Origin of the sequence: Nocardia yunnanensis (assembly GCF_003626895.1) — a bacterium.
Classification (GTDB): domain Bacteria; phylum Actinomycetota; class Actinomycetes; order Mycobacteriales; family Mycobacteriaceae; genus Nocardia; species Nocardia yunnanensis.
This window is the reverse complement of record NZ_CP032568.1, coordinates 193176-215993: the sequence shown is the minus strand read 5'-3', so window position 1 is coordinate 215993 and position 22818 is coordinate 193176. Positions and strand designations below refer to the sequence as shown.

Below are 22818 nucleotides of genomic sequence, written 5' to 3'. Positions count from 1 at the left end.
AGGTCGTGGTTGTCGTGCGCGAGTTCTTTTTCGCCAAAGGGAGCCGTCGTTGAGCGCAAGTGGAGAAATCACCCAGGTCGGACTTCGTCCGGCCATGACCGAGGCCATCGAAAAGACGGCCGGGTCGCTCGACTTCAGCGGAAACCGCGCACTTCGCATCCTCCTGCATGCGGGTGTCAGTACGCTGTGGCCGATCTTGAAATCCTCACCTGACCGGCAGATTCGCGCTTATGAGTCCACGCTCGCCCTGTTGCGGCGGCGCTGGGAGAACCAGGACGCCTGCGTTCCGGATCCGGTCGCCTCGGCCACGTTCCGGGATATGGACGCCGACGTCACCGCCTTCCTGGAACTGTGCGCCCGGCGCTCGGGCACGCAGTGGCTGGAACCGGTCGACGCCATCGCCGCCTATCTGCTGGCCGTCATCCAGGGCATGGTGCTGCGCTGGCTCGCCGACTGCGACGACGAGATCTCCGTCGTCGTTCTCGACGACCTGGTGTCCTACCTGTCCACCAAGGCCGTCGACCTGGCCTGATCCCATGATGTGCCGGTGATTCGGGCCGGAATCGGCCGAATGCTGGACGATTGACCAAGTTCGTGGTCGAATGGGTTGGTGACCGAATCGTCGCCGATCGACGGCCTGCACGCGGCCACCGCCGACCTCGACCCGCCGCTGGCCGCGGTCGACCTGACCGCCCTGCGCGCCAATGCCGCCGATCTGGTGAGCCGCGCCCGCGGCGTCCCGATCCGGGTGGCCAGCAAATCCGTGCGCTGCCGCGCGGTGCTCGAAGAAGTGCTGGGCCCCAAGCTGACCGCGTCCGGCGGGTTCGCCGGGATCATGGGTTACGCACTGCGCGAAGCGATTTGGCTGGTTCGCGAGGGTGCGCGCGACGTGCTGCTCGGCTATCCCACCGCCGACCGGCAGGCACTGGCCGAACTCGCCGCCGACCCGCTGCTACTGGACTCCATCACCCTCATGGTGGACGACACCGATCAGCTGGACCTGATTCGCGCCGCGGTCGGCAGCGAAAAGGTCGCGCCCCGTGTGTGTCTGGACGTGGACGCCTCCCTGCGCATCGGCCCGCTGCACCTGGGAGTGCGCCGCTCACCGATCCGCACGCCCGAGCAGGCCGCCCGGCTGGCCGCCGAAACCCGTTCCCGCGGTTTCCGAGTCGTGGGCCTGATGACCTACGAGGCGCAGATCGCGGGCCTGCCCGACACCAATCCCGCTGTGCGCCTGGTGAAGAAGCTGTCCGCCGACGAGATCGGCAAGCGCCGCCGCCAGGTGCTGGACGCGGTGCGCTCGACGGTCGGCGAGCTGGAGCTGGTCAACAGCGGCGGCACCGGATCCATCGAGGTCAGCATCAGCGACCCCGACGTCACCGAGGTGACCGCGGGCTCGGGGCTCTACCTGCCCACCCTGTTCGACGGCTACCGCAATCTCGCCCCGCGCCCGTCGATGTACTTCGCGACGCCGGTGCTGCGGCGGCCCGCGCCCGGCATCGCCACCGTGTTCTCCGGCGGCTACATCGCCTCCGGCCCGGCCGGGGCGGCCCGGGTGCCGAAACCGGTGTGGCCCAAGGGCTTGAAGCTGATCGGCACCGAAGGCGCCGGCGAGGTGCAGACCCCGCTGACGGGTGCGGCGGGGCTGAGGATCGGGGACCGGGTGTGGTTCCGTCACGCCAAGGCGGGTGAGCTGTGCGAGCGGTTCACCGAGGTGCACCTGGTCGACGGCGGCGAGCGCACGACCGTGCCCACCTATCGCGCTGAGGGGCACTGCTTCGGCTGAGGCCGAGGCCCTTTCGGCTACACCCGGTCGAGTTGCAGGACCGCGGCCAGGTCGGAGACCTCGGTCGCGGTGGCCGGGAGGTATTCGGTCAGCAGCGGTGAGCGCACGATGATCGCCGACCACATGGCCCGCGAGATGGCGCTGGTGAGCCAGTGCCGCGACAGCAGCGCGCCGATGCCGTGCGGGGCGTCCGCCGGTGCGGAGGTGGTCATGGAGACCAGCACCACCGCCGCCTCCCGGCCCTGGAAATGGTCGGGCGTGCCGACCAGCACGTCCTCGATTCGCGCCCGCGACAACAGGGTTCGGATGCGCGCCACCTGCGCGTGGTAGGGCGCGACCACCAGGATGTCGTGCGGGTGCAGGCGGCGGGTGAGCGCGCCGGTGTGCCAGGGCAGGCCCAGCAGCGTCCGCACCTGTCGCACGATTTCCCGTGCCTCCTCGGCGGATTCGGTGCTGTTGCCGTGATGTTCGACCGGCACGGTCCGCACGCCGGGCGGAATGCCGTCGAGTTCCCTTGCCAGGGTGACGGTTTCGTTGGAGCGCAGCCGATTGTCGTAGCGCAGCCGCGATACCGGCCCGCACATGCGCGGATGCATGCGCCAGGTGCGATCCAGGAAATAGCCGTAGGTCGCGGGCAGCGTGCGATGCGCGCCCAGCAGCCGGCCCAGCACGGATTCCGCGATCGACTCGGGGTGGGCGCCGCGCGCGGCCGGCGGCGCGGGATCGCCCACCAGCAGCAGGTTCCGGGCCGCCACCGCCACCGCCATGGCCTCGGCGAGCGGGAACTTCCCGGCGTCCACGATCACCAGCAGGTCCAGGCTGTCGCGGGGAATGCGCTCGGGATCGGTGAAGTCGCCCGAAAGCCCGCCCACCACACCGCCGTTCACCGCATTGTCGAGGAAACGGGCGTAGCGCGACGCTTCGATGGGCAGCCATTCCGGGGCCACCGCACGCGCGTCGGCCTTGGCCACGAGTTCCGGCAGCACGCCCACCTGCACGACCGCGTCCAGTACATGCTCGACCACCTGGTGGGAGCGCGCGATCACGCCGACGCGCCACTTGTACCGGGTGACAAGCCTTTCCACGGCGCGGGCGGTGGTCTCGGTCTTGCCGGTGCCGGGCGGGCCCTGCACCGCCACATACGAATTGTCGAGTCCGAGCACGGCCGCGGTGACGGCGGCGGCGTGATCGCCGAACACCTCCGGCAGCGCCTCACCGGAGCGCAGCCGGGGCGGGCGGCGGCAGAGAATGTCGAAGACCGCCGTCTCCGGCACCTGCGGCAGGGTCACCAGCAGTTGATGGGCGGTGTCCTCCAACGCATCCGCCAGATGCAGGTCGTGGCCGGGCGGACACGGCGCGATGGCCGCGGGCAGTTCCTCGTAGGGTTCGCAGCCCTCGGGCAGCAGCTCGACCACACGCACCACGTCCTCGAAATTGGTGTCGAGGGCGCAGCCGAGGACGGTGGCGTGCGCGATGGCGCGCAGGCCCGGCACCGCGTGCATGCCGGGCACGGCCCGGTCGTAGAGGGTGAGCACCGGGGTGCCCGGCGGCGGCGCGTTGCCGGTGCCGAGCCGGCCGGTGAGCGTCAGATACCGGCGCATGGGGTGGTGGCCGGTGCTGTGCCAGTCGGTGTCCACCGAGCCGGAGTCGGCCACCAGTACCCCTGCGGTGTCGGCCCATTCGTCCACCGGGTGGTCGAGCCGGTCGTCGTGCGCCCAGCGCAGCGGCCGTCGCTCGCGCCGGTGATAGCCCAGTGCGGCGGCCGCCAGCCCGGCCGCCTCCTGCGCCTGGCCGCGCTGTTCGCCGTCGCTGTCCGCGAATTCCCGCAGCGCCGCCTCGATTTCGTCGGGTCCGGTCTCCGCGTAGTCGTAGGACCAGCGCCGGCTGGGTCGCACCTGATGTTCGGCGGCCAGTTCCAGCAGCCAATCCCGCAGTCGCAGTACGGCTTCCGCGCCGCAGTCGCTCTCCTCCTGATTGGGCGGCAGCTGATGCAGATCGTAGGAGCGTTCGCCGACCACCAGCGCCGCCCGCACCACCGGATACAGATCGACCAGGGCGGGGAGCAGCTCGGCGACCACGTCCTCGCCCTCGGAATCCCGTTCGCCGATGCCGTTGAGCAGGGCGCGTAGATCACCGCGATAGTGGTGGATGCGCAATTCCGGGAACTCGCGCTGCCGCCGCAGCAGGAATTCGAGCAGCGCGTCGGCGTCGTCGTGGCGTGCCGACCAGGCGCCGGACGCGTGGTCGCGGTCCTTGGCGCGGATCACGAAGGTGCGCTCGGCCTTGGGCGTGGCCGGGGTGGGCACGAAACCCAGTGCGACGGTGCCGGTTTCCGGTCCGGGCAGGGCGGTCGCCAGGGCGGCGGCGGTGTCGATCTCGTCGCGGGATTCGGCCGCGGCCGCGGCGAGGCGGAGGGGCTCACCGTGGGTCGCGGACTCGCCGGTCCGGTGCGCCGCGCGATCGGCGGCGTGCGCGTGCGCACCCGCGGGCTCCGCGATCGTGGCGGAGCTGACGGTGACGATGAGATCGCCTGCCGCGCAGGTGATTCCGGCGGGCGTGTGGGTCATGGCGGCCGGTGCGGGCGCGGCGATGACGCTCACGAACAGATCGCCCGGGGTCGGGGCGGGCAGCGCGACCAGAGCCGCCGGGTCGATGAGCGCGTGTACCGGGCGGCCGGTGCGCTCGCGCAGGATCTGCACTTCGGCCTGGCGGCGCAGGGTGGTGAGGGTGGCGGCGGGAATGCCCGTGACGGCCGAGTCCGCGACGGCCAGCCGGTCCAGGGTGGTGATGCCGGCGTCGCGCAGGTGGGCGCGGGTGGCCGGGCGCATGCCCGCGACCAGCAGCAGGTCGCGGCGGGTCTCGAGTTCGGCGGTGCAGGTGGGACAGTGGCCGCAGGCCAGGAAGCGGCGGTCACCCCACTGCACGGGCAGCAGCTCACCGAGTTTGGTGTCGACGATGAGGTTCAGCCGCGACCGCCGCGCCCGATAGACCACCGCCATATCCGCCAGCGGATGCGTGCGGGCGCTGCCGTCCTCCCAGATCCGGGCGTGTGGTGCGGCACGGAAGCCGTTGCGGTGCAGCGCTTCCGCCATGGCGGCCAGGCCCAGCAGGGTCGCGATCCGGTCCCGGCGCCCGGCGACCCCGGTGACCACGTAATCGTGGGCCTCCGGTGAATGCTCGCGGACCAGGAACGCGCACCGGGCGGCGAAATCCCCGTCGAACACCACCGCGCCCGCGACCGCCTCCGCGTCGTCGCCCAGGGCGGTCAAGGTTTCGGCGTGCGCGGCACGCAGCCCCGCCAGCGCCGCGTCGCGTAATTCCTCCGGGACGACGGTAGCCGAACCGTCGACGGCGAGCGAGTCGCTCGGGCCGAACGGGCCGCCCGGCTCCGCGGCGGCAGGGGATTCGCGCGGGTTATGGGATAGCCGGGCGGCGGGGCCGCTCGCGCCGACGGCGGCCGCCGCGGGCGGGGATAGCCGGATGCGGGTGACGGCCGGGCCGTAGCGGTCGCGCAGGTCGGCCAGGCGGTGCTCGACGGCCGGATCGGGGGTGCGGGTCAGCGCGCCGGGGGACGGGAGGTCCACCGGCGTCACCAGTCCCAGTTCGGCGTCGAGCGCGCGCAGCAGCGCGAACTCACAACGCGCCGCCGTCACCAGGTCACCGGCGCTGCACACGACACGATCACCGAACAGCATCAAGCGCGGCCCTCCTGTGCCTCTCCTCCGCCGACACCCGCACCCGGCCGGGAACGCGCGTGGCGCGACAGTCCTCGCGTGGCCGAGTCGCGCCATAGCGTAATGACTGCGGGCGGTGTGATGTGCCGCCAGGTGCGTCCCGCGCGCCGTCCCGGCGCGGCGGCGGCCCGCCCACGTCAGCGCGGGTTTGCGGGCGATGTTGGGGGACAACGCGACTCGCGTGAACCGGACGCACCGGTCGCGCGGCCGAGGCCGGTCGGACCGTGGAAATCGCCACACGATCCCGGCGTGTCGCCCGCCGGACCCGGCCCCGGGCAAGGCCGCCGATAACTACTCGCCAGTCGCCTTCGCGTAGCTACCCCACGGCCCGTTCGGGTCTGTCACAATCTGCCGATGCTCTACCTCGCGGGCGCTCGCGGCCGCCTTCACTACCGACGCTGGCAGCTCGACCATGCTCATGCCGCGCTGGCGCTCTTGCCCGGAATCGGCCAGCACAGTGCGCACTATCACCGTTTCGCCCGGGCGCTGGCCGCCCACGGCATCGAACTCTGGGCCCTCGACACCTCCGGCCACGGCCTCAGCGAAGGCGATCCGGAACGGCCGGGCACCATCCACGAACTGGCCGCCGATGCCCGGATGTTCCTGGAGCAGGTTCGTGCGCAAGCGAATTCCGCGCCGTTCCTGATGGGGCATTCGCTCGGCGCGGCCACCACGCTGGCGGTGCTGCGGGACGCGGAACCGGGCGAGTACCCGGGACTGGTGCTGTCCGGCACGCCCAAGGCGGTGCTGGAGGGCAAGTCGCCCAAGTCCGCGCGCGGCGCCGACACCTCGAATCGGGAGAGCGCTCAGCCGCGTTCGCGGGCGGCGGTGGCGACCGAACAGGATTCGGACTGGCCGGGGCCGCGACTGCCCGAGGGCCTGCCGGTGCTGGTGGTGCACGGCGAGGACGATCGCCGCGCGCCGCTGGACCCGGTGCAGGCCTGGTCGGCTCAGGTCGGCGCCCGATTCCACGCCTACCGCAACGCCGGCCACGACCTGCTGCACGAGCCCGCGCACACCGAGGTCACCGCCGAGATCGTCGATTTCGTGCACGCCCGCTCCCTGGTGTGAACCACGGGCGCGGCCGTCAGTGCCCGGTGTCGCCGGATGCGGTGGGGCGCAACAACTCCACCACTTCGGCGTCGGTGAGCTGATGGAAATCCGTGTAGGCCGCGCCGACCCCGCCCAGTGACGGCGGCGCCCACGGGCACACCAGCTCGTCGGCGAGTCCGCGGATGCGGTGCAGCGCCTCGATCGAGGACACCGGCACCGCCACCACCACCCGGTGCGGGCGGTGCAGGCGCGCGATCTCGCAGCCGGCGGCCACGGTCGCGCCGGTGGCCATGCCGTCGTCGACGATCACCACGGTTCGGTCCCGCAGGGGAATCGGCGGTCGCGCCCGCAGCACCCGTCGCCGCCGTTCCAGTTCGGCTCGCTCCTGATCCTCTACAGCCGAGAGCTGATTGGGCGTGACCCCGGAGTGCCGCATGACATCGTGATTGAGCACCCGCACCCCGTCCTCGCCGATGGCTCCCATGGCCAACTCCGGCTGCCACGGCACCCCGAGCTTGCGCACCAGCAGCACATCCAGCTGCCCGCCGATCGACTCCCGCACCGCCGCGGCCACCGGCACCCCGCCCCGAGGCAGCCCCAGCACCACAGGATCCGCCGCGCGCAGGTGCCGCAGACTCGCACCCAGCGCCCGTCCGGCGGCCCCCCGATCCGGATAGATCATTGCTGTCTATTTTGCCCCTCCGCTTCGCTCCGGGGCGGGTTCGCGACCCCGAAGTCTCGATTCTTCCCTCCCTCCGCTCCCCCGCTTCGCTCCTCCGCTCCACTCAGTCCAGAATCGAGACGGCCGCGAACCTTGCCAGCCGGTGTCATTCCCCGCGGATGGTGTAGCGGCGCAGGGCGAGGCTGGGGTTGGTGGTGCGGACCTCGGTGAGGTGGGACAGGTCGACGCGGGCGGTGGCGATGCCCGGCTGGTCGCCGAGTTCGGCCAGCACCGAGCCGGTGGGGGAGACGATCATCGAGGTGCCCGCGCCGCGCGGGGCGGCCTGGTCGGCGGCCGCCACGTACATGGTGTTCTCGATGGCCCGGGCGCGCAGCAGGGTGGTCCACTGATCCACCTTGCCGGGGCCGGGAATCCACTGCGCGGGCAGCAGCAGCACGTGCGCCCCGGCGGCGGCCAGCCGCCGAATACCCTCGGGGAAGCGCAGATCGAAGCAGGTCTGCAGGCCGAACACGACCCCGTCGACGGTGAAGGTCTGGCACTGGTCGAGCTGCCCGGCGAGGAGCAGATCCGATTCGCGAGAGCCGAAGGCGTCGTAGAGATGCACCTTGCGGTAGACGGTGGCGAATTCGGCGTCGGGGGTGGCGGCGACGAGGGTGTTGTAGACGTGGCCCGCGGGCTGATCCGGCCCGCCGGTCTCGACCACGCCGGCCACCACATGCACCCCGAATTCGGCTGCGATACCGCGCAATCCGTTGACGAAAGGCCCGGTCAGCGGTTCGGCGGCGGCCAGCACCCGATCGTCGAGGCGCTTGGTGGCGAACATGGAATACTCCGGCGCGACCACCACCTTCGCCCCGAGTTCGCTGGCCGCCTTGACCTCCGCGCGCAGCGCGGTGAGATTGGCCACGGTGTCGGTGTGGGGATCGAATTGCACCACCGCCACGTCCACCGAGCCCGCCGCCGCCGTCACGTCACCGCGCTCGGGTGCGGGGGCCGGCTCGGACATCGTGGTCGCGACGCCTCCCGAGCTGCCCGGTTCGGTCGTGGCCAGGGTTCCGGTGACGTAGTTGCGGACGGGGGCGGGTTCGGTATTGCCCAGTCCGGAGGGCGAACTCGAGGGCGTCGGGAGGGCGGGCGCGGGCGGGTTGTCCGATTGCACGACTCTCAGGGTATTCACCCGATGGTCAAGCCCGCAGCTAGCAGGCAGTAAAATCAGTGGCAATGAGTACCTCACCGGCCGACAGCGCTCCCACTGACGACGAGAGGGACGTTTCCGGCCCGTCCTTCGCCGATCTCGGCCTCGATGACCGCATCCTGCGGGCCATCGCGGATGTCGGCTACGAATCGCCGTCGCCCATTCAGGCAGCGACGATTCCGCCGCTGCTGGACGGCCACGACGTGGTGGGTCTGGCCCAGACCGGTACCGGTAAGACGGCCGCCTTCGCCATCCCCGTGCTGCAGGGCTTGAACGAGTCCGGCAAGGCCCCGAAGGCGCTGGTGCTGGCCCCGACTCGCGAACTGGCGATCCAGGTGGCGGAGGCGTTCGGCCGGTACGCCACGCACATGCCCGGCGTGCACGTGCTGCCCATCTACGGCGGGCAGAACTACGCGGTCCAGCTGTCGGGTCTGCGGCGCGGCGCACAGGTGGTGGTCGGCACCCCGGGGCGCGTCATCGATCACCTCGAGCGCGGCACCCTCGACCTCACCGAGCTGCAGTACCTGGTGCTCGACGAGGCCGACGAGATGCTCAAGATGGGCTTCCAGGAGGACGTCGAACGCATTCTGCGCGACACCCCCGCCGAGAAGCAGGTCGCGTTGTTCTCGGCCACCATGCCGACGGCGATCCGCAAGATCTCCAAGCAGTATCTGAAGGAACCGGTCGAGATCACGGTCAAGACCAAGACCTCCACCAACACCAACATCACCCAGCGCTGGGTGCTGGTGTCGTATCAGCGCAAGCTGGACGCGCTGACCCGCATCCTCGAGGTCGAGCCCTTCGAGGCGATGATCATCTTCGTGCGCACCAAGCAGGCCACCGAGGAGCTGGCCGAAAAGCTGCGCGCGCGTGGGTATTCCGCGGCCGCCATCAACGGCGATATCGCGCAGGCGCAGCGTGAGCGCACCATCGGCCAGCTCAAGTCGGGCGTGCTCGACATCCTGGTCGCCACTGACGTGGCCGCCCGCGGCCTGGACGTGGACCGCATCTCGCACGTCGTGAACTACGACATCCCGCACGACACCGAGTCCTACGTGCACCGCATCGGCCGCACCGGCCGCGCGGGCCGCTCCGGTGAGGCGCTGCTGTTCGTGGCCCCGCGCGAGCGCCGGCTGCTGGACGCCATCGAGCGCGCCACCCGCCAGCAGGTCACCGAGATGCAGCTGCCCAGCGTCGAGGACGTCAACGCGCAGCGCGTCACCAAGTTCCACGACGCCATCACCGAGAACCTGAACTCGGCCAATGTGCCGCTGTTCCGCAAGCTCATCGAAGAGTACGAGCGGGAACACAATATTCCGCTGGCGGACATCGCCGCGGCGCTCGCGGTCGGCGGCCACGAGGGCGACACCTTCTTCATGGAACCCGATCCGGAGCCCGCGCCGCGGGAACGCCGCGACCGGGACCGGGGGCCGCGCGCCTTCGACGAGCGTGGACCGCGCGAGCGCCGCGAGCCGTCGCAGCACCGCCAGACCGGCGCCGAGCTGGCCACCTACCGCATCTCGGTGGGCAAGCGGCACAAGGTCGCGCCGGGCGCGATCGTGGGCGCCATCGCCAACGAGGGCGGCCTGCGCCGCAGCGACTTCGGGCACATCAGCATCCGGCCCGACCATTCGCTGGTGGAACTGCCCGCCGACCTCTCGGACGAGACCCTGAATGCCTTGAGCCGCACCCGGATCAGCGGCCAGCTCATCCAGCTGCAGCTCGACCAGGGCCCGCCCGGACAGCAGCGCCCCTTGAGCCGCGCCCCGCGCCGCGAATTCCGCGACAGCAAGCCGCGTTACGAGCGCCGCAAGCCGCGCTCGTAACGAGACGCCCATACGGTGCAGGCCCGCACTCCGAAAGGAATGCGGGCCTTGGCTTTTCCGGGCTGAGGGCTACCCGGGCTCAGTTGGCGGGAGCGCCCGAACCCGCGTCGGGCGCCTGCGCCGGAGTCGGGGCAGCGGCGTCGGGAGCCTGGGCCGGTGTGCTCGGGGCGACCGGGGTGGTCGGTGTCGTCGACGTGCCGGGCGCGGCCGGATCCGGGGCCGGCGACTGCGCGGGCGGGATGTCGCTCACGGTGAACAGGCCGACGGTCGGCAGCACCACGCAGCGGGCCTGGGGGTAGTCGATGGTGCCCCACAGGGAGGCGATGACGGTGCCCGGGCCGGTGTCGGCGGACTTGGACAGGGCCGGGAGGTTGTATTCGGTCTGATCGTCGAGGGGCGCCAGACCGCTGCGGCCGTTGTTCACGTTCAGCCAGGCCACGCTCAGGCCGGAGGCGAGGGGAAAGCCGTTCTGCTGGGCCATGACCTGGAAGCTGACCACGCCGCCGGGCAGCGAGACCGTGCCGTTCTGGGTGGCGATGCCGGTGACGGCCATGGCCTGGGTGAGGCTGAAGGGCATGTTGAAGCCGCAGCCCAGCGTCGGCGCCTGATAGGCGAACGGCGTGAACAGCACGTTCTCCAGCTTCGCGGCGGTGACCAGATGCGAGGCCTGCGCGATGTCGGCGACCGCGGTCTTGGCGGCGACATTGTCGCCGGCGGCCTGGGTGAGCTGGTCGATGCCGAGCTCGGCGGGGGTCTTCGGCTGATCGGCGGTTGCCGTGGTGCTCGCGCCGAGGGCGGCCGTGGCCGTAAGGGCGGCGACCGCGAAGGCGCGCCGGGACAGGGTCCAACCGTTCACTCGTGCTGCTCCTGCATCGGATACCGGATTCCACCGCAACGTACCAGCTCGCCTCGAGAGTCGCGTCGCTGGCCGGTCACCTGTCCGGTTGTTCCGAGCCGTCCGGTTGGTGTGATCCGCCCGACAACTCCCTCATTACCGGGGGGTAGGTTTATTGGCGACATCACAGCGACGCTCGGGAGAAGCAATGAAGCTGGCCCTATCACCCGAAGAGGTGAAATTCCGGGACGAACTGCGCGAGCTCTACCGGACCAAGATCCCGGCCGAGATCCGCGACCGCGTGAAATACGGTCTGGAACTTTCGCGCGATGACATCGTCACCACCCACCGCATCCTCAACGCGAACGGTCTGGCCGTGCCCAAGTGGCCGACCGCCTGGGGCGGCCAGGACTGGACGCCCATGCAGCTGCACATCTGGGAAGACGAGATGCAGCTGGCCTCGGTGCCCGAACCGCTCACCTTCAACGCCCAGATGATCGGCCCGGTTATCGCCCAGTTCGGTTCCGAGGAACTCAAACAGCGCTTCCTGCCGCCGACCGCCAACCTCGACATCTGGTGGTGCCAGGGCTTTTCCGAGCCCGACGCCGGTTCCGACCTGGCCTCGCTGCGCACCACCGCGGTGCGCGACGGCGACTCCTACATCGTCAACGGCCAGAAGATCTGGACCACCCTGGCCCAGTACGCGGACTGGATCTTCTGCCTGGTGCGCACCGATCCGGGCGTCAAGAAGCAGGCCGGCATCTCGCTGCTGCTGTTCGACGTGAAGACGCCGGGCGTCACCATCCGCCCGATCAAGCTCATCGACGGCCACCACGAGGTCAACGAGGTGTTCTTCGAGAACGTGCGGGTGCCGGCCGATCAGCTCGTCGGCGAGGAGAACATGGGCTGGACCTACGCCAAGTTCCTGCTCGGCAACGAGCGCACCGGCATCACCGGCGTGGGCCGCACCAAGGTCAAGCTGGGCGTCGCGAAAGAGTATGCGGCGCAGATCCGTTCGGGCAGCGGCACGCTGCTCGAGGATCCGGTGTTCGCGGCCCGGATCGCCGAGATCGAGAACGAACTGCTGGCGCTGGAGCTCACGCTCATGCGGGTGGTGTCCAATTCCACCGGCGACAAGCCGAATCCGGCGTCCTCGGTGCTGAAGCTGCGCGGCTCCGAGCTGCAGCAGGCCGCCACCGAACTGCTGCTCGATATCGCCGGATCCGATGCGCTGCCGGTGAATACGGACGACATCGCCTCGCCCGGCTGGGCGCAGCGCAGCGGTCCCGCCTACCTCAACTACCGCAAGACCACCATCTACGGAGGCTCCAGCGAGGTGCAGCGCACCATCATCGCCTCCACCATCCTCGGATTGTGAGCCGCCGCCATGGATTTCGAACTCACCGATGAACAGGTCATGCTGCGCGACACGGTCCGGGACCTGCTGGGCCGCGCCTACGACCCGGAGAAACTGCTGAAGGTCACCGACACCGAGCTGGGCTGGAGCCGCGACGTATGGCGGCAGCTGGCCGAACTGGGCGTGCTGGGCCTGCCCTTCGACGAGGCGGACGGCGGCGTGGGCGCGGGACCGGTCGAGACCATGGTGGTCATGGAGGAGATCGGCCGCCGCAACGCGCCCGAACCGCTGCTCGACGCGGTGCTGATTCCCGGCGGCCTGATCGCCCGCGCGGGCACCGCCGAGCAGCGCCAGGCCGTGCTGCCCGCGCTCACCGCGGGCGAGACCCTGCTGGCCTTCGCGCACGCCGAGCCCGGCACCCGCTGGCCCGCAACGGATCTCGCGACCACGGCGGTGCGCGACGGCGATGTCTACCGGATCACCGGCGTCAAGAATCCGGTCCCGCACGGGGATTGCGCCGACCGGCTCGTGGTCAGCGCCACGCTGCCGGACGGCGGACTGGGCCTGTTCCTGGTCGCCGCCGACGCCGAGGGCGTCACCCGCACCGCCTATCGCACCTTCGACGAACGACGCGGCGCGAACATCGAATTCGCCTCCGCCGCAGCCGAACTCCTCGGTGACGGCGGCGACGCCCGATCCGTCGTGGACACGGTGACGGTGGCCGCGCAGGCGAGCCTGTGCGCCGAATCGCTGGGCGCGATGGAAGAAGCCCTGCGCCTGACCACCGAATACCTCAAGACCCGCAAGCAGTTCGGCGTCACGCTGTCGAAGTTCCAGACGCTGACCCAGCGCGCGGCCAATATGTACGTCTCGCTGGAGCTGGCCCGCTCCATGAGCCTGTACGCGACGGCCGCGGTCGCCGACGGTTCCGCCGACGCCGTGGCGGCGTCGCGGGCGCGGCTGCAGGTCGGGCGTTCGGGCCGCCACATCGGGCAGGAAGCCATCCAGATGCACGGCGGCATCGGCATTACCAGCGAGTACCCGGTCAGCCACTATGTGGCCCGGCTGACCGCCATCGCCCGCACCCTGGGCGGCGATCTGGAACACCTGCGCGTGCTGTCCGACCGCGTCGGCGACTACACGCTCGTCGAGTTCTAGCCCGGCTCCCGCCCCGCCCCGGTCGCGCTCCGGGGCGGGGCGCGGAGTTGGAAATTACTTGTTGGCAAGGGGATTGGCGGGCGTATGGTGCGGAACATGGGCGCAGAGACGGTACGGCTGGACGGGAACACCCTGGTGTTGCCCGGCGGGGTGGGGGTGCGGTTCATTCGCACCTTGCGGTTGCCCGAGCAGGGCACGCACGCACTGCCGCCGGGGCTGGGCGAGTTCCCGGTGCGCCGGGTGGCCGACTACGCGGATTCGGTGCCGCCGGAGTGGTCCGCCCGCGGCGGCGTCATGCTGCCCATGTATCTGCGCGAGGCGATGTGGCTGTCGTTCTCGGCGACCGAGCCCGCCGCCCTGCAGGTCGGGGTCGGCAAGGTGTGCGCCGTCTCGGGCCGGCCCTGGAGCGATCGGCTCGGGCGCGACCCGCAGAACTACGTGGTGCTGCCCAAGCAGCCGTGGCTGGACGGCATCAATTCCGGTGCGGGCACCATCCGCCAATTCGTCGCGGTCCCACTGGGTTTGGGCGCCACCGTCGAAGGTCAGGTCACCGGGGAGGAGACCTGGGGCGGTATCCAGCTACAGAATTTCGCGCTCAACGACACCGAACTGGCCCGCTGGCGGCGGGCCGAGGAGGAACGCCGCCGGGCCGAACAGGATCGGGTGCGGGCCATCAGCCTGTCCACGCCGCTGCCCACCGCGTCCCCGGCCTTCGGTGCGCCCGACGCCATGCCGCCCGCGCCGGGCGCCGCTCCCGCGGGCGCGCCGGGCTCGGTGCTGCGGCATCCCTCCGGCGCGCAGCCCAAGGCCATGGGCCTCGGCGTCGGCGGCACCATGCGCCAGGAGATCTACAAAGACGAACGCCCCCTGCACGATTGGTCGGTGCGGCCGTCCGGTCGCGTGTTCGTGCACCTGGTGACCCCGCCCGACTGGCAGCGCATCACCGGCGAGGCGGCGCCGCCGTCCCCGATCAACCGGCAGGCGTACACCGCGGCGGGCCTACCCTGGTTCGACTACTTCGATTCGGACGCAACCGATCTCGCGCCCGCGCAGCCGTTCGAGAACGTCACGCCGGTCGGCGACTGGCTCGGACACGATCACGAACCGTGGCAGCAGCCGGCCCCCGGCCAGGTGCATCAGCTCGGCGAGCCGAAGGGTGCGCCGATCCAGGACGGCGAGTGGTGAACGGTCCGGCGCTCCGCTGAGCGTCTATCCGCCGGAGGCGAGCATCTTGCCGTCGGAGGCGAGCGCCTAGCCGTCGGAGTTGTCGGAGGCCGGGTGGTCGGCGCCGGCGGGCGCGGCCTCCGGCGTCGCGGCCGGGGCTTCCGTTGTGGGAGTGGGCCGTTCGGTACTGGCCGGCCGGGTGGTCGTGGGCCGTGACGGGGTGGTGGACCGGGTGGTGGTCGTGGTGGCGCTCGGATCGGCGGCCGGGTCCTCCGGGGTGGCGGTGACGGTGGAGATGGGGGCGTGCCGCGACGGCATGTCGGCGGCCACCCGCCAGGACGGTGACGGCGGAATCACCACCGCCGGTGTGGCGGAGGCGCTGCCCTTGGTCGAAGTCACCGGGGCGGCTTGCAGATCCGCGTTCAGCGGCGGGGGCGCGACATAGGTGTCCTGGTGCCCGAGTCCGCAGGCGCCCAGGAGGATGAGGCCGGCCGAGATCGCGCCGACCGCCGCGGCGGCGCCCTGCACCGACTTGGGCAGGTGACGCAGCGGGGTGACCACGCGCTCGTCCGCGCCGGCGTTGCTGCCGTCCATTGGTGGCACTCCTGATTCGTGTCGAGTGGGCTCACCCTAACGGAGGCCGCGGGGTACGGCCAGGCGGGTGGTCGGTTCGATTACCCGGCAGCGGGCACGGTTCGCAAGGCCTCGGAAATATCTCAAACAGCCTTGATTCGGATTACGAATCAGTAAAGTCGGCGCGTTTCGGGGACGTGTCGTCTGGACTTTCCGTTGCGGAGCCGTAATCTGTGTCCAAAGTTACACGTGAGACGCTCGAAATTTGCCGCGGGGCGCGCCGAAGAATCGCGCGGCCCGGGCGGGCGTCATCGAGGAGTGGATGATGGGTGCATTCTCGACATCTCCGCTGCGCGCATCGGTGCGCTCGGGAGAGCCCGCTGCCCCGGGGGCGCTGCGGATGTCGGCAATACTGGCCCGTGTCGTCGCCTGGCTGATCTTCCTCGGCGGATTGACCGGCGCGGTGCTCGGCATCGCCGGACTACGCGTCGAAATCACCGTCGCCGGATTGATTCTGGCCTGCACCGCCGGACTCGTATTGCTCAAGCTGCGCGCCGACGCACACGCTGGCTAATTCTGCGCGAATTCATTCGCTGTCCGGAATTACCCATTCGAAGGCCGTCGCTTTCGAGCGTGCGCCCTCGGCCGTCCGGGATCTATTGGGTTCGCCGAGTTCGTTCAGCAAATGTTCGGAGATCTGGACGAGATCCGACAATGCGGACGGAGTGCACCATTCCGGGCGGGTGGCGAACAAGAGATCCTCGCTCGCGGTGTTGCCCGACGCCCCCGGTGCGAACGGGCAGCCGCCCAGCCCGCCCAGCGAGCCGTCGACCACCGCCGCGCCGGCGTGCAGGGCGGCCAGTGAATTCGCGACGCCCATGCCCCAGGTGTCGTGGCTGTGAAAGACGATGCGGCGCTGCGGCGTTCCCCAGCGGCCGGTCGCGGCCACCGCCGCGATGAGCGCGCCCACCTCACCGGGGTAGGCCTGGCCGAGCGTATCGGCGATCACGATGTCCGACGCACCGTCCGCGCGGGCGTCCGCGGCGATGGCCAGCACCCGGGCGGGATCCACCGGCCCGTCGAACGGGCAGGTGAAAGCCGTTGCCAGACACAGTTGAATGCGACCGCCGGCCTCCTGGGCGAGGCGAACGGCGTCGGGCATGGCGGCCAGGCTGTCCTCGGTGGTGCGGCCGATATTGGCCTGGTTGTGCGCGTCCGAGACCGAGAAGCAGTACTGGAAGTTGCGCACCCCGGCCTCGGCGGCGCGGGCCACGTGCCGGGGCGTGGCCACCCACACCCAGCAGCGCTCCAGCTCCCGCGGGGTGAGCCGCTCCACGAGCTCGAGGGTATTGGCCATGGGCGGCACCAGATCCGGGCGCGCCATGGATCCGATCTCGAGCTCCGGCACGCCCAGCGCCAGCAGCCGGCGTGCGATTTCCACCTTGCGCTCGGTGGGCAGCATCTTGCCGGTCAGCTGCAGGCCGTCGCGCAGTGTCACATCCCGCAGGCTCATGAGTTCGCCTCCAGCGCCTCGATCTCGGAGTCGGTCAGGCCGAGCAGGCCCGAGAGCACCTCGTGGGTGTGCTCGCCCAGGTCGGGGCCGACATTGCGGATGGGCAGCGACTGCCCGCCGATCACCGGGACGATGCCGGGGAACCCGACCTCCCTGGGTTCCGGTTCGCCCACGTCCACCCGGAACGGCTGAATCATATTGCGCGCCCGGTACTGCTCGTCGGCGACGATATCGGCGGCGGTGTAGATGGGTCCGCACGGAATCGCGGCGGCCTCCAGCACGCGCAGCGCCTCGGCGCGGGTCTTGGTGCGGCTCCAGTCGGCGATGGCGGCGTCGAGACGCTCGCGATTGCGCCAGCGTCCGGCGTTGTCCTGGAGATCCGGGTCAGCGGCCAGGTCGGGGCGGTCGATGACCCGCATGTAGCGCTGGAAGATGGCATCGCCGTTGCCGCCGATGATGATGCTGTAGCCGTCGCTGGTCGGGTAGGCGTTGCTGGGTGCGATGCCCTCCATGCGGCCGCCGACGCGTTCGCGATTGATGCCGTAGGCCAGATAGTCGGGGACCAGCGATTCCATGACCGACAGGATGGATTCGTTGAGCGCCACGTCGATGATGCGCTGCGCCAAGGGAACTCGCGTGACCCGTTCACGCTGGAACAGGGCCATCACGGTGCCGAAGGCGGCGTAGATGCCCGCGATGGAATCGCCGATCGACACGCCCACCCGCACCGGCGGGCGGTCGGGATCGCCGACCAGTTCGCGCAGGCCGCCGACCGCCTCGGCCACCGCCGCGAAGCCGGGCCGCTGCGACAGGGGACCGGTCTGGCCGTAGGCGGAGATGCGGGTGATCACCAGGTTCGGATTGACCTCGTTCAACACCTCCGGCCCGAGCCCCCACTTCTCGAGCATGCCGGGGCGGAAGTTCTCCAGCAGCACATCGCACTGCTCGAGCAGATCCAGCACGATCTTGCGCCCCGCCTCGGTCCGCAAATCCAGGGTGATCGACTTCTTGTTCCGATTGACCGTCCGGTACAGCATCGACGTGTCCCCGCCATACAGCCGCCAATTCCGCAGCTCGTCACCGGTTTTCGGCCGCTCCACCTTGATCACCTCGGCCCCGAAGTCGCCGAGCATCCGCCCCGCCGTCGGCGCGGCGACATAGTTACCCAACTCCAGCACCCGAACACCATCCAGCGGCCGAATCTCCATGCCCACAGTCTGGCCTACCGGCATCGGGCGCGTGCGTGGCCTCCGCCCCCGGCCTTGGAAGTGCGTGGCCTCCGCCCCCGGCCTTGGAAGTGCGTGGCCTCCGCCCCCGGCCTTGGAAGTGCGTGGCCTCCGCCCCCGGCCTTGGAAGTGCGTGGCCTCCGCCCCCGGCCTTGGAAGTGCGAGGCCTCCGCCCCCGGCCTTGGAAGTGCGAGGCCTCCGCCCCCGGCCTTGGAAGTGCGAGGCCTCCGCCCCCGGCCTTGGAAGTGCGAGGCCTCCGCCCCCGGCCTTGGAAGTGCGAGGCCTCCACCCCCGGCCGTGGGAGTGCGCGGAGCCACTGTCATCCCGGCGTGTTTTTGGCCGGGATCCAACGCGGGCAGGGTGGATTCCGGCCAAAAGCACGCCGGAATGACGAAGGGCACGCCGGAATGACGAAGGGCACGCCGGAATGACGAAGGGCCGGTGCGACGGCGAGAGAGGTTGGTGTCGTCGCACCGGCCCGGGGATTCCGGCGCGGATGAGTGGCGGCATCCGCGGCCCGAATCCTGGCCTGCTACCGAGGGTTACGCCGCGCGGGGTGTGACCTCCTCGATGATCGAGTAGTGCTCGGCGTTGCCGGAGATGACGGTGCTGGCGTCGCCGTGCACGCCGACCGGCACGTCGCCCGCGAGGGTGATGCGGGTGAGGCGGCGGGGCTGGCCGTCGTAGTCGTCGATGGCGTAGTGCTGGGTGGCGCGGTTGTCCCAGATCGCGACGTCGCCGAGCCGCCAGTTCCAGCGGGTGGTGTTCTCGAGGCGGGTGACGCGGTTCTGCAGCAGCTGGAACAGGGTCTGGGATTCTGCGGCGGAGAAGCCGACGAAGTTCTTCACGAAATGGCCCAGCAGCAGGGCGCGTTCGCCGGTGACCGGGTGCACGCGCACCACCGGGTGCTCGGTCTCGTAGTAGGTGGACTCGAATTCCTCGCGGTAGGCCTTGATGTTCGCGGTCACCTGCGAGTTCTCGCCCCGGGCCACCTCGGTGCGATCGGCGGCGTAGTCGTAGGCGTTGGTGTGGCGCGCCCGCAGGTTCTCGACCAGCGCCTTCAGCGGGTCGGGCAGCGATTCGTAGGCGGCGACGGTGGAGGCCCAGGTGGTCGAGCCGCCGTAGGGCGGCAGGTGCACGGCGCACAGAATCGACGCCTTCGGCACCCGGTCCACGAAGGTGACGTCGGTGTGCCAGCTGTTGGCGCGCCCGTACTCCGAATCGATGGGCAGGGTCTTGACGCCCTTGGAGGTGACGGTCGGATGCGGGGTGGTGGGCGCGCCCAGCAGCTGCGCGAACTCGTACTGCCCGTCCTCGGTCAGGTGTTCCTGGCCGCGGAAGAAGATCACCTTGTGCTTGTGCAGCGCGTCCTGAATCCCCTGCACGGTGACCGAATCCAGGTCACCGCCGAGCCGGACGCCGTCGATGCGCGCGCCGATCTTGCTGCCGAGCTGCACGACAGTCAGGTTGGAAGTTGCGTAATCGACGGCTGCGTAATCGACGGACATGCAAAGCCTTTCGCCCGATGGAGAGGGCTCGGATTCGAGCCCTCCTCAGGACACCAGCGCCATGCCCGCCGAAACAGGTTCAGGATCAGCCGGATCGAAACGCGACTATCCGACGTGCTCGCGCAGGTACGCCAGATCGTCGGCGACACCCTCGGCCGGGGTCTCCAGAATCACCGGCGCGTCCGCGGTCCGGCACACCTCCGCCAGCAGCTGCGGATCGATGGTCCCGTCGGCGAAATTGGCGTGCCGATCGGCCCCGGAGTCGAAGGCGTCGCGCGAGGAGTTCAGGTGCACCAGATCGATGCGGCCGGTGATGCCCTTGATCCGCTCCACGATCCCGACCAGCTCCTCACCGCCCGCCCAGGCATGACAGGTGTCTAGGCAGAACCCGGCCCCGAAATCCCCGACCGCGTCCCACAGCCGCCCGATATCGTCGAAATACCGTGCCATGGCGTGGTTTCCGCCGGCGGTGTTCTCGATCAGGATCGGCACCGCGAAGCCGCCCTTGTCCTGCTGGCGTTCGAACAGCTTGCGCCAGTTGACGAATCCCTCCACCATCTCCGCGTCCGAGCGCACATGCCCGCCGTGCACCACCAGCCCGAACGCGCCGAGTTCGGCGGCGGCCTTGGCCTGCTGGGCCACCGCGTTGCGCGAGGGCATGCGCAGCCGATTGTTCAGGCTGGCCACATTGATCTGATAGGAGGAGTGCACCACCACGTCGATCTCGCTGGCCTTGATCTCCGCGGCCAGCGGATGCGGCGTGGGCTTGTCCCAGCTCTGCGGATCCACCACGAACATCTGGATGACGTCGGCCCCCAGCTTCTCGCCGAAGCCGATCGGGTCGCTGTCGGAACGAACGTGAGCACCAATACGCATGGCAGCCAGCCTAGACCCGACCCCCGACAGCGACGTCCTACAAGAACCTCGATGGTTCGCGGCCCGTCTCGTTCTGGACTGAGTGGAGCGGGGGAGCGAAGCGGAGGAGCGGAGGGAGGGAAGAACGAGACACCCAGGGCCGCGAACCCGCCGGAGCGGAGCGGAGGCAAATAAGCACAGTGTTGCGTAAGCGGGGTTTGTGTAGATAGTTCGGTAGGCCGCGAATCGGCTACAGTTTCGGTGTTTTCGGATCGGCCCAGTTCCATCGGATCGGCCCTGGCACGATCACGCCGATCGGCTGTAGTACCTCGCGCGCTGGATGGGTCCCGGCGAGCGGAGTGGAAAGTGGGAGATCGACATGCTGTCCAAAGATGACGTTTTCGCAGGGTATGTCATCGAACGGCAGCTCGGCCGGGGTGGCATGGGTTCGGTGTATCTGGCCAAGCACCCGCGACTGCCGCGCATGACCGCGCTCAAGCTGCTGAACCGGGACATGGTCTTCGACAAGGAGGTCCGCGCCCGCTTCGAGCGGGAGGCCGATCTGGTCGCCCAGCTGGACCACCACAATATCGTCACCGTCTACGACCGGGGGCTCGAGGACGGCCAGCTGTGGATCTCCATGCAGTACATCGACGGCATCGACGCCGCCAGCGTCACCGCGCAGACGCTGCCGCCGGAGCGGGCGGTGCAGATCGTCGCCGAGATGGCCGACGCGCTCGATTACGCGCACCGCAACGAGGTGCTGCACCGTGATGTCAAACCCGCCAATATCCTGCTGGCCCGTTCCACCGGCGGTAAGGGCGAGCGGGTCTACCTGACCGACTTCGGCATCGCCCGGCTGCGCGACGACAGCGGTCATCTCACCCAGACCGGGACGTTCACCGCGACCCTGGCCTACGCCTCCCCGGAGCAGCTGACCGGGTCCGCGCTGGACGGTCGCTCCGATCAATATTCGCTGGCCTGCACGCTGTTCTGGCTGTTCACCGGCAACGGCCCGTTCTCGGCCACCAATCCGGCGGCCGTGATTCAGGGGCATCTGCAGAACTCGCCGCCGTCGCTGAGCCTGAGTCGTCCCGGCCTGCCGCCGGCGCTGGATCTGGTGATCGCCAAGGCCATGGCCAAGCGGCCCGAGGACCGTTTTCCCAGCTGCAGCGAGTTCGCGGCCGCGGCCCGGCGGGCGCTGGCGCAGCCGAGCGCGCCCGCGCTGCCGCTGGTGGGCCGCACCGCGCCGCCGATGCAGGTCATGCAGCCCGGTCCGATGACCCAGCCCGGTCCGATGACCGGCGGCGGGCTGCCGACCGGCATGCCCATGTACACCGGCGGCGCGCAGCCCACGCCGCGCCCGCAGACCGGCCCGTCGCTGCCGTACCCCACGCAGCTCAATCAGACGCCCACCCATGGCAATCCGACTGCGGCGCAATACAATCCGGCCCCGCCCAAACCGGTCACCGGCAACTACACCGCCCGCGCCACCAACCAGTACACGCAGCCCGGCTACAACGGCTACCCGGCTCCCGGACAGCCGCAGCGCCCGCCGGTCGCGCCGACCGGCATGCACCGCAACGCGCCGCCGCAGAAGTCCAATACCGGGCTGATCCTCGGCATCATCGCCGCCGTGGTGGTGCTGATCGTCGTGGTGGTCGCGGTGGTGGCGGCCGCCGGCAGCGGCAAGTCCAGCACCGGTAAGGGCGCGTCGCCCGCGGTCACCACCGTCGCGCCGGCGGGGGACCGGCAGGTGGACTGGGCCGCCGCGGCCAAGGATTTCCCGAAGCTGTTGCCCGCCACCAAGTCCGGCGGCAAGGGTTACAACGGCGCGGACTGCTGGGTCGCCGATTCCCCGGTCGCCTCGGACAAGACCGACGGCACCCCGGATTTCGGCGACTATGTGGTGCAGTGGCGCTGCTACGGCGGCAGCGACAACAGCGACCCCTTCTACCGCATCTTCGCCTATTCCTCCTCCGCCGCCGCGCAGTCGGTGCTCACCGGCCTGAACGGCACCACCTCGCAGGACGCCAACGGCGGCACCACCTACACCAACTACCAGCTCACCGACGACGACCACCCCCGCCTGGTGACCGCCTTCACCGGCGCCAAGGCCCAATACCTCATGTACACCGACGGTCTCACCGGCAAGATGCCCAAGGTGCTGAGCTGGTGGAAGAACGCCCCGCTCACCTGACTGACCTGGCAGATTCGAAAGCACGGTTGGTTCCCGCTAGGGTCGGCGCAGTATCTGGTTCGCGGCCCGTCTCGATTCTGGACTGAGTGGAGCGGGGGAGCGAACGGCTCCATAGGCCTGCGCCTTGGAGGAGCGGAGGGAGGGAAGAATCGA

18 protein-coding genes are annotated in these 22818 nt (G+C 70.0%); 9 read left to right on the top strand and 9 right to left on the bottom strand.

Annotated features, from left to right (window positions below; all coding sequences use genetic code 11):
• The first annotated feature begins 49 nt into the window (after positions 1 to 49).
• Positions 50 to 532: a TetR family transcriptional regulator gene (locus D7D52_RS00920; RefSeq protein ID WP_246023572.1), complete on the top strand. Its 483-nt coding sequence runs from the start codon at positions 50 to 52 to the stop codon at positions 530 to 532.
• A 78-nt stretch (positions 533 to 610) separates the two neighbouring features.
• Positions 611 to 1786: an amino acid deaminase/aldolase gene (locus tag D7D52_RS00915; RefSeq protein WP_120734621.1), complete on the top strand. Its 1176-nt coding sequence runs from the start codon at positions 611 to 613 to the stop codon at positions 1784 to 1786.
• 17 nt (positions 1787 to 1803) lie between these two features.
• On the opposite strand, the gene D7D52_RS00910 is transcribed toward D7D52_RS00915, so the two are convergent.
• Positions 1804 to 5481 (bottom strand): bifunctional RecB family nuclease/DEAD/DEAH box helicase, encoded by a 3678-nt coding sequence (locus D7D52_RS00910; protein WP_246023571.1) that lies wholly within the window; start codon positions 5479 to 5481, stop codon positions 1804 to 1806.
• Between the two features lie 393 nt (positions 5482 to 5874).
• On the opposite strand from D7D52_RS00910, the gene D7D52_RS00905 reads away from it, so the two are divergent.
• The gene (locus D7D52_RS00905; RefSeq protein ID WP_187703089.1) at positions 5875 to 6591 is read left to right on the top strand and encodes an alpha/beta hydrolase; all 717 of its coding nucleotides are present in this window, start codon (positions 5875 to 5877) and stop codon (positions 6589 to 6591) included.
• A gap of 16 nt (positions 6592 to 6607) precedes the next feature.
• On the opposite strand, the gene D7D52_RS00900 is transcribed toward D7D52_RS00905, so the two are convergent.
• Both D7D52_RS00900 and D7D52_RS00895 read right to left on the bottom strand, forming a co-directional pair.
• Positions 6608 to 7255 carry a phosphoribosyltransferase gene (locus D7D52_RS00900; RefSeq protein ID WP_120734619.1) on the bottom strand — a complete coding sequence of 216 codons (648 nt, stop codon included), beginning with the start codon at positions 7253 to 7255 and terminating at the stop codon, positions 6608 to 6610.
• A 145-nt stretch (positions 7256 to 7400) separates the two neighbouring features.
• Positions 7401 to 8261: a carbon-nitrogen hydrolase family protein gene (locus tag D7D52_RS00895; protein ID WP_120743679.1), complete on the bottom strand. Its 861-nt coding sequence runs from the start codon at positions 8259 to 8261 to the stop codon at positions 7401 to 7403.
• Between the two features lie 215 nt (positions 8262 to 8476).
• On the opposite strand from D7D52_RS00895, the gene D7D52_RS00890 reads away from it, so the two are divergent.
• On the top strand, positions 8477 to 10276 hold the full coding sequence (locus D7D52_RS00890; RefSeq protein ID WP_120734618.1) for a DEAD/DEAH box helicase: 1800 nt from the start codon (positions 8477 to 8479) through the stop codon (positions 10274 to 10276).
• 79 nt (positions 10277 to 10355) lie between these two features.
• Here D7D52_RS00890 and D7D52_RS00885 read toward each other — a convergent pair whose 3' ends face one another.
• Positions 10356 to 11132, bottom strand: coding sequence for a hypothetical protein (locus tag D7D52_RS00885; protein ID WP_120734617.1), 777 nt, complete (start codon positions 11130 to 11132; stop codon positions 10356 to 10358).
• 187 nt (positions 11133 to 11319) lie between these two features.
• Between D7D52_RS00885 and D7D52_RS00880 the strand changes: the two genes are divergently transcribed.
• The 3 genes from D7D52_RS00880 (at position 11320) to D7D52_RS00870 (ending at position 14811) form a co-directional block, all read left to right on the top strand.
• Entirely contained in the window at positions 11320 to 12489 is a 1170-nt protein-coding gene (locus D7D52_RS00880; RefSeq protein WP_120734616.1) for an acyl-CoA dehydrogenase family protein, read from the top strand.
• A 9-nt stretch (positions 12490 to 12498) separates the two neighbouring features.
• Complete coding sequence (locus D7D52_RS00875; protein ID WP_120734615.1) at positions 12499 to 13626, top strand: acyl-CoA dehydrogenase family protein; 1128 nt, start codon at positions 12499 to 12501, stop codon at positions 13624 to 13626.
• 96 nt (positions 13627 to 13722) lie between these two features.
• On the top strand, positions 13723 to 14811 hold the full coding sequence (locus D7D52_RS00870; RefSeq protein ID WP_120743678.1) for a hypothetical protein: 1089 nt from the start codon (positions 13723 to 13725) through the stop codon (positions 14809 to 14811).
• 66 nt (positions 14812 to 14877) lie between these two features.
• Here the strand turns inward: D7D52_RS00870 and D7D52_RS37480 are convergent, their stop codons facing one another.
• Positions 14878 to 15384 (bottom strand): hypothetical protein, encoded by a 507-nt coding sequence (locus D7D52_RS37480; RefSeq protein WP_162958107.1) that lies wholly within the window; start codon positions 15382 to 15384, stop codon positions 14878 to 14880.
• Between the two features lie 304 nt (positions 15385 to 15688).
• Between D7D52_RS37480 and D7D52_RS00860 the strand changes: the two genes are divergently transcribed.
• Complete coding sequence (locus D7D52_RS00860; protein WP_162958082.1) at positions 15689 to 15937, top strand: hypothetical protein; 249 nt, start codon at positions 15689 to 15691, stop codon at positions 15935 to 15937.
• Positions 15938 to 15949: 12 nt separating this feature from the next.
• Here the strand turns inward: D7D52_RS00860 and D7D52_RS00855 are convergent, their stop codons facing one another.
• The 4 genes from D7D52_RS00855 to D7D52_RS00840 form a co-directional block, all read right to left on the bottom strand.
• Positions 15950 to 16876 carry a hydroxymethylglutaryl-CoA lyase gene (locus D7D52_RS00855; RefSeq protein WP_120734612.1) on the bottom strand — a complete coding sequence of 309 codons (927 nt, stop codon included), beginning with the start codon at positions 16874 to 16876 and terminating at the stop codon, positions 15950 to 15952.
• Positions 16873 to 18084, bottom strand: coding sequence for a CaiB/BaiF CoA transferase family protein (locus D7D52_RS00850; protein WP_162958106.1), 1212 nt, complete (start codon positions 18082 to 18084; stop codon positions 16873 to 16875). Before D7D52_RS00850 ends, D7D52_RS00855 begins: the two co-directional genes overlap by 4 nt.
• Before the next feature lie 560 nt (positions 18085 to 18644).
• A complete protein-coding gene (locus D7D52_RS00845) occupies positions 18645 to 19610 on the bottom strand; it encodes a TauD/TfdA dioxygenase family protein (RefSeq protein WP_120734610.1) in 966 nt (321 codons plus the stop codon).
• Between the two features lie 105 nt (positions 19611 to 19715).
• Entirely contained in the window at positions 19716 to 20486 is a 771-nt protein-coding gene (locus tag D7D52_RS00840) for a deoxyribonuclease IV (protein ID WP_120734609.1), read from the bottom strand.
• Between the two features lie 358 nt (positions 20487 to 20844).
• Here D7D52_RS00840 and D7D52_RS00835 point away from each other — a divergent pair, with 358 nt between their 5' ends.
• Entirely contained in the window at positions 20845 to 22665 is a 1821-nt protein-coding gene (locus D7D52_RS00835; RefSeq protein ID WP_120743677.1) for a serine/threonine-protein kinase, read from the top strand.
• Positions 22666 to 22818 lie beyond the last annotated feature (153 nt).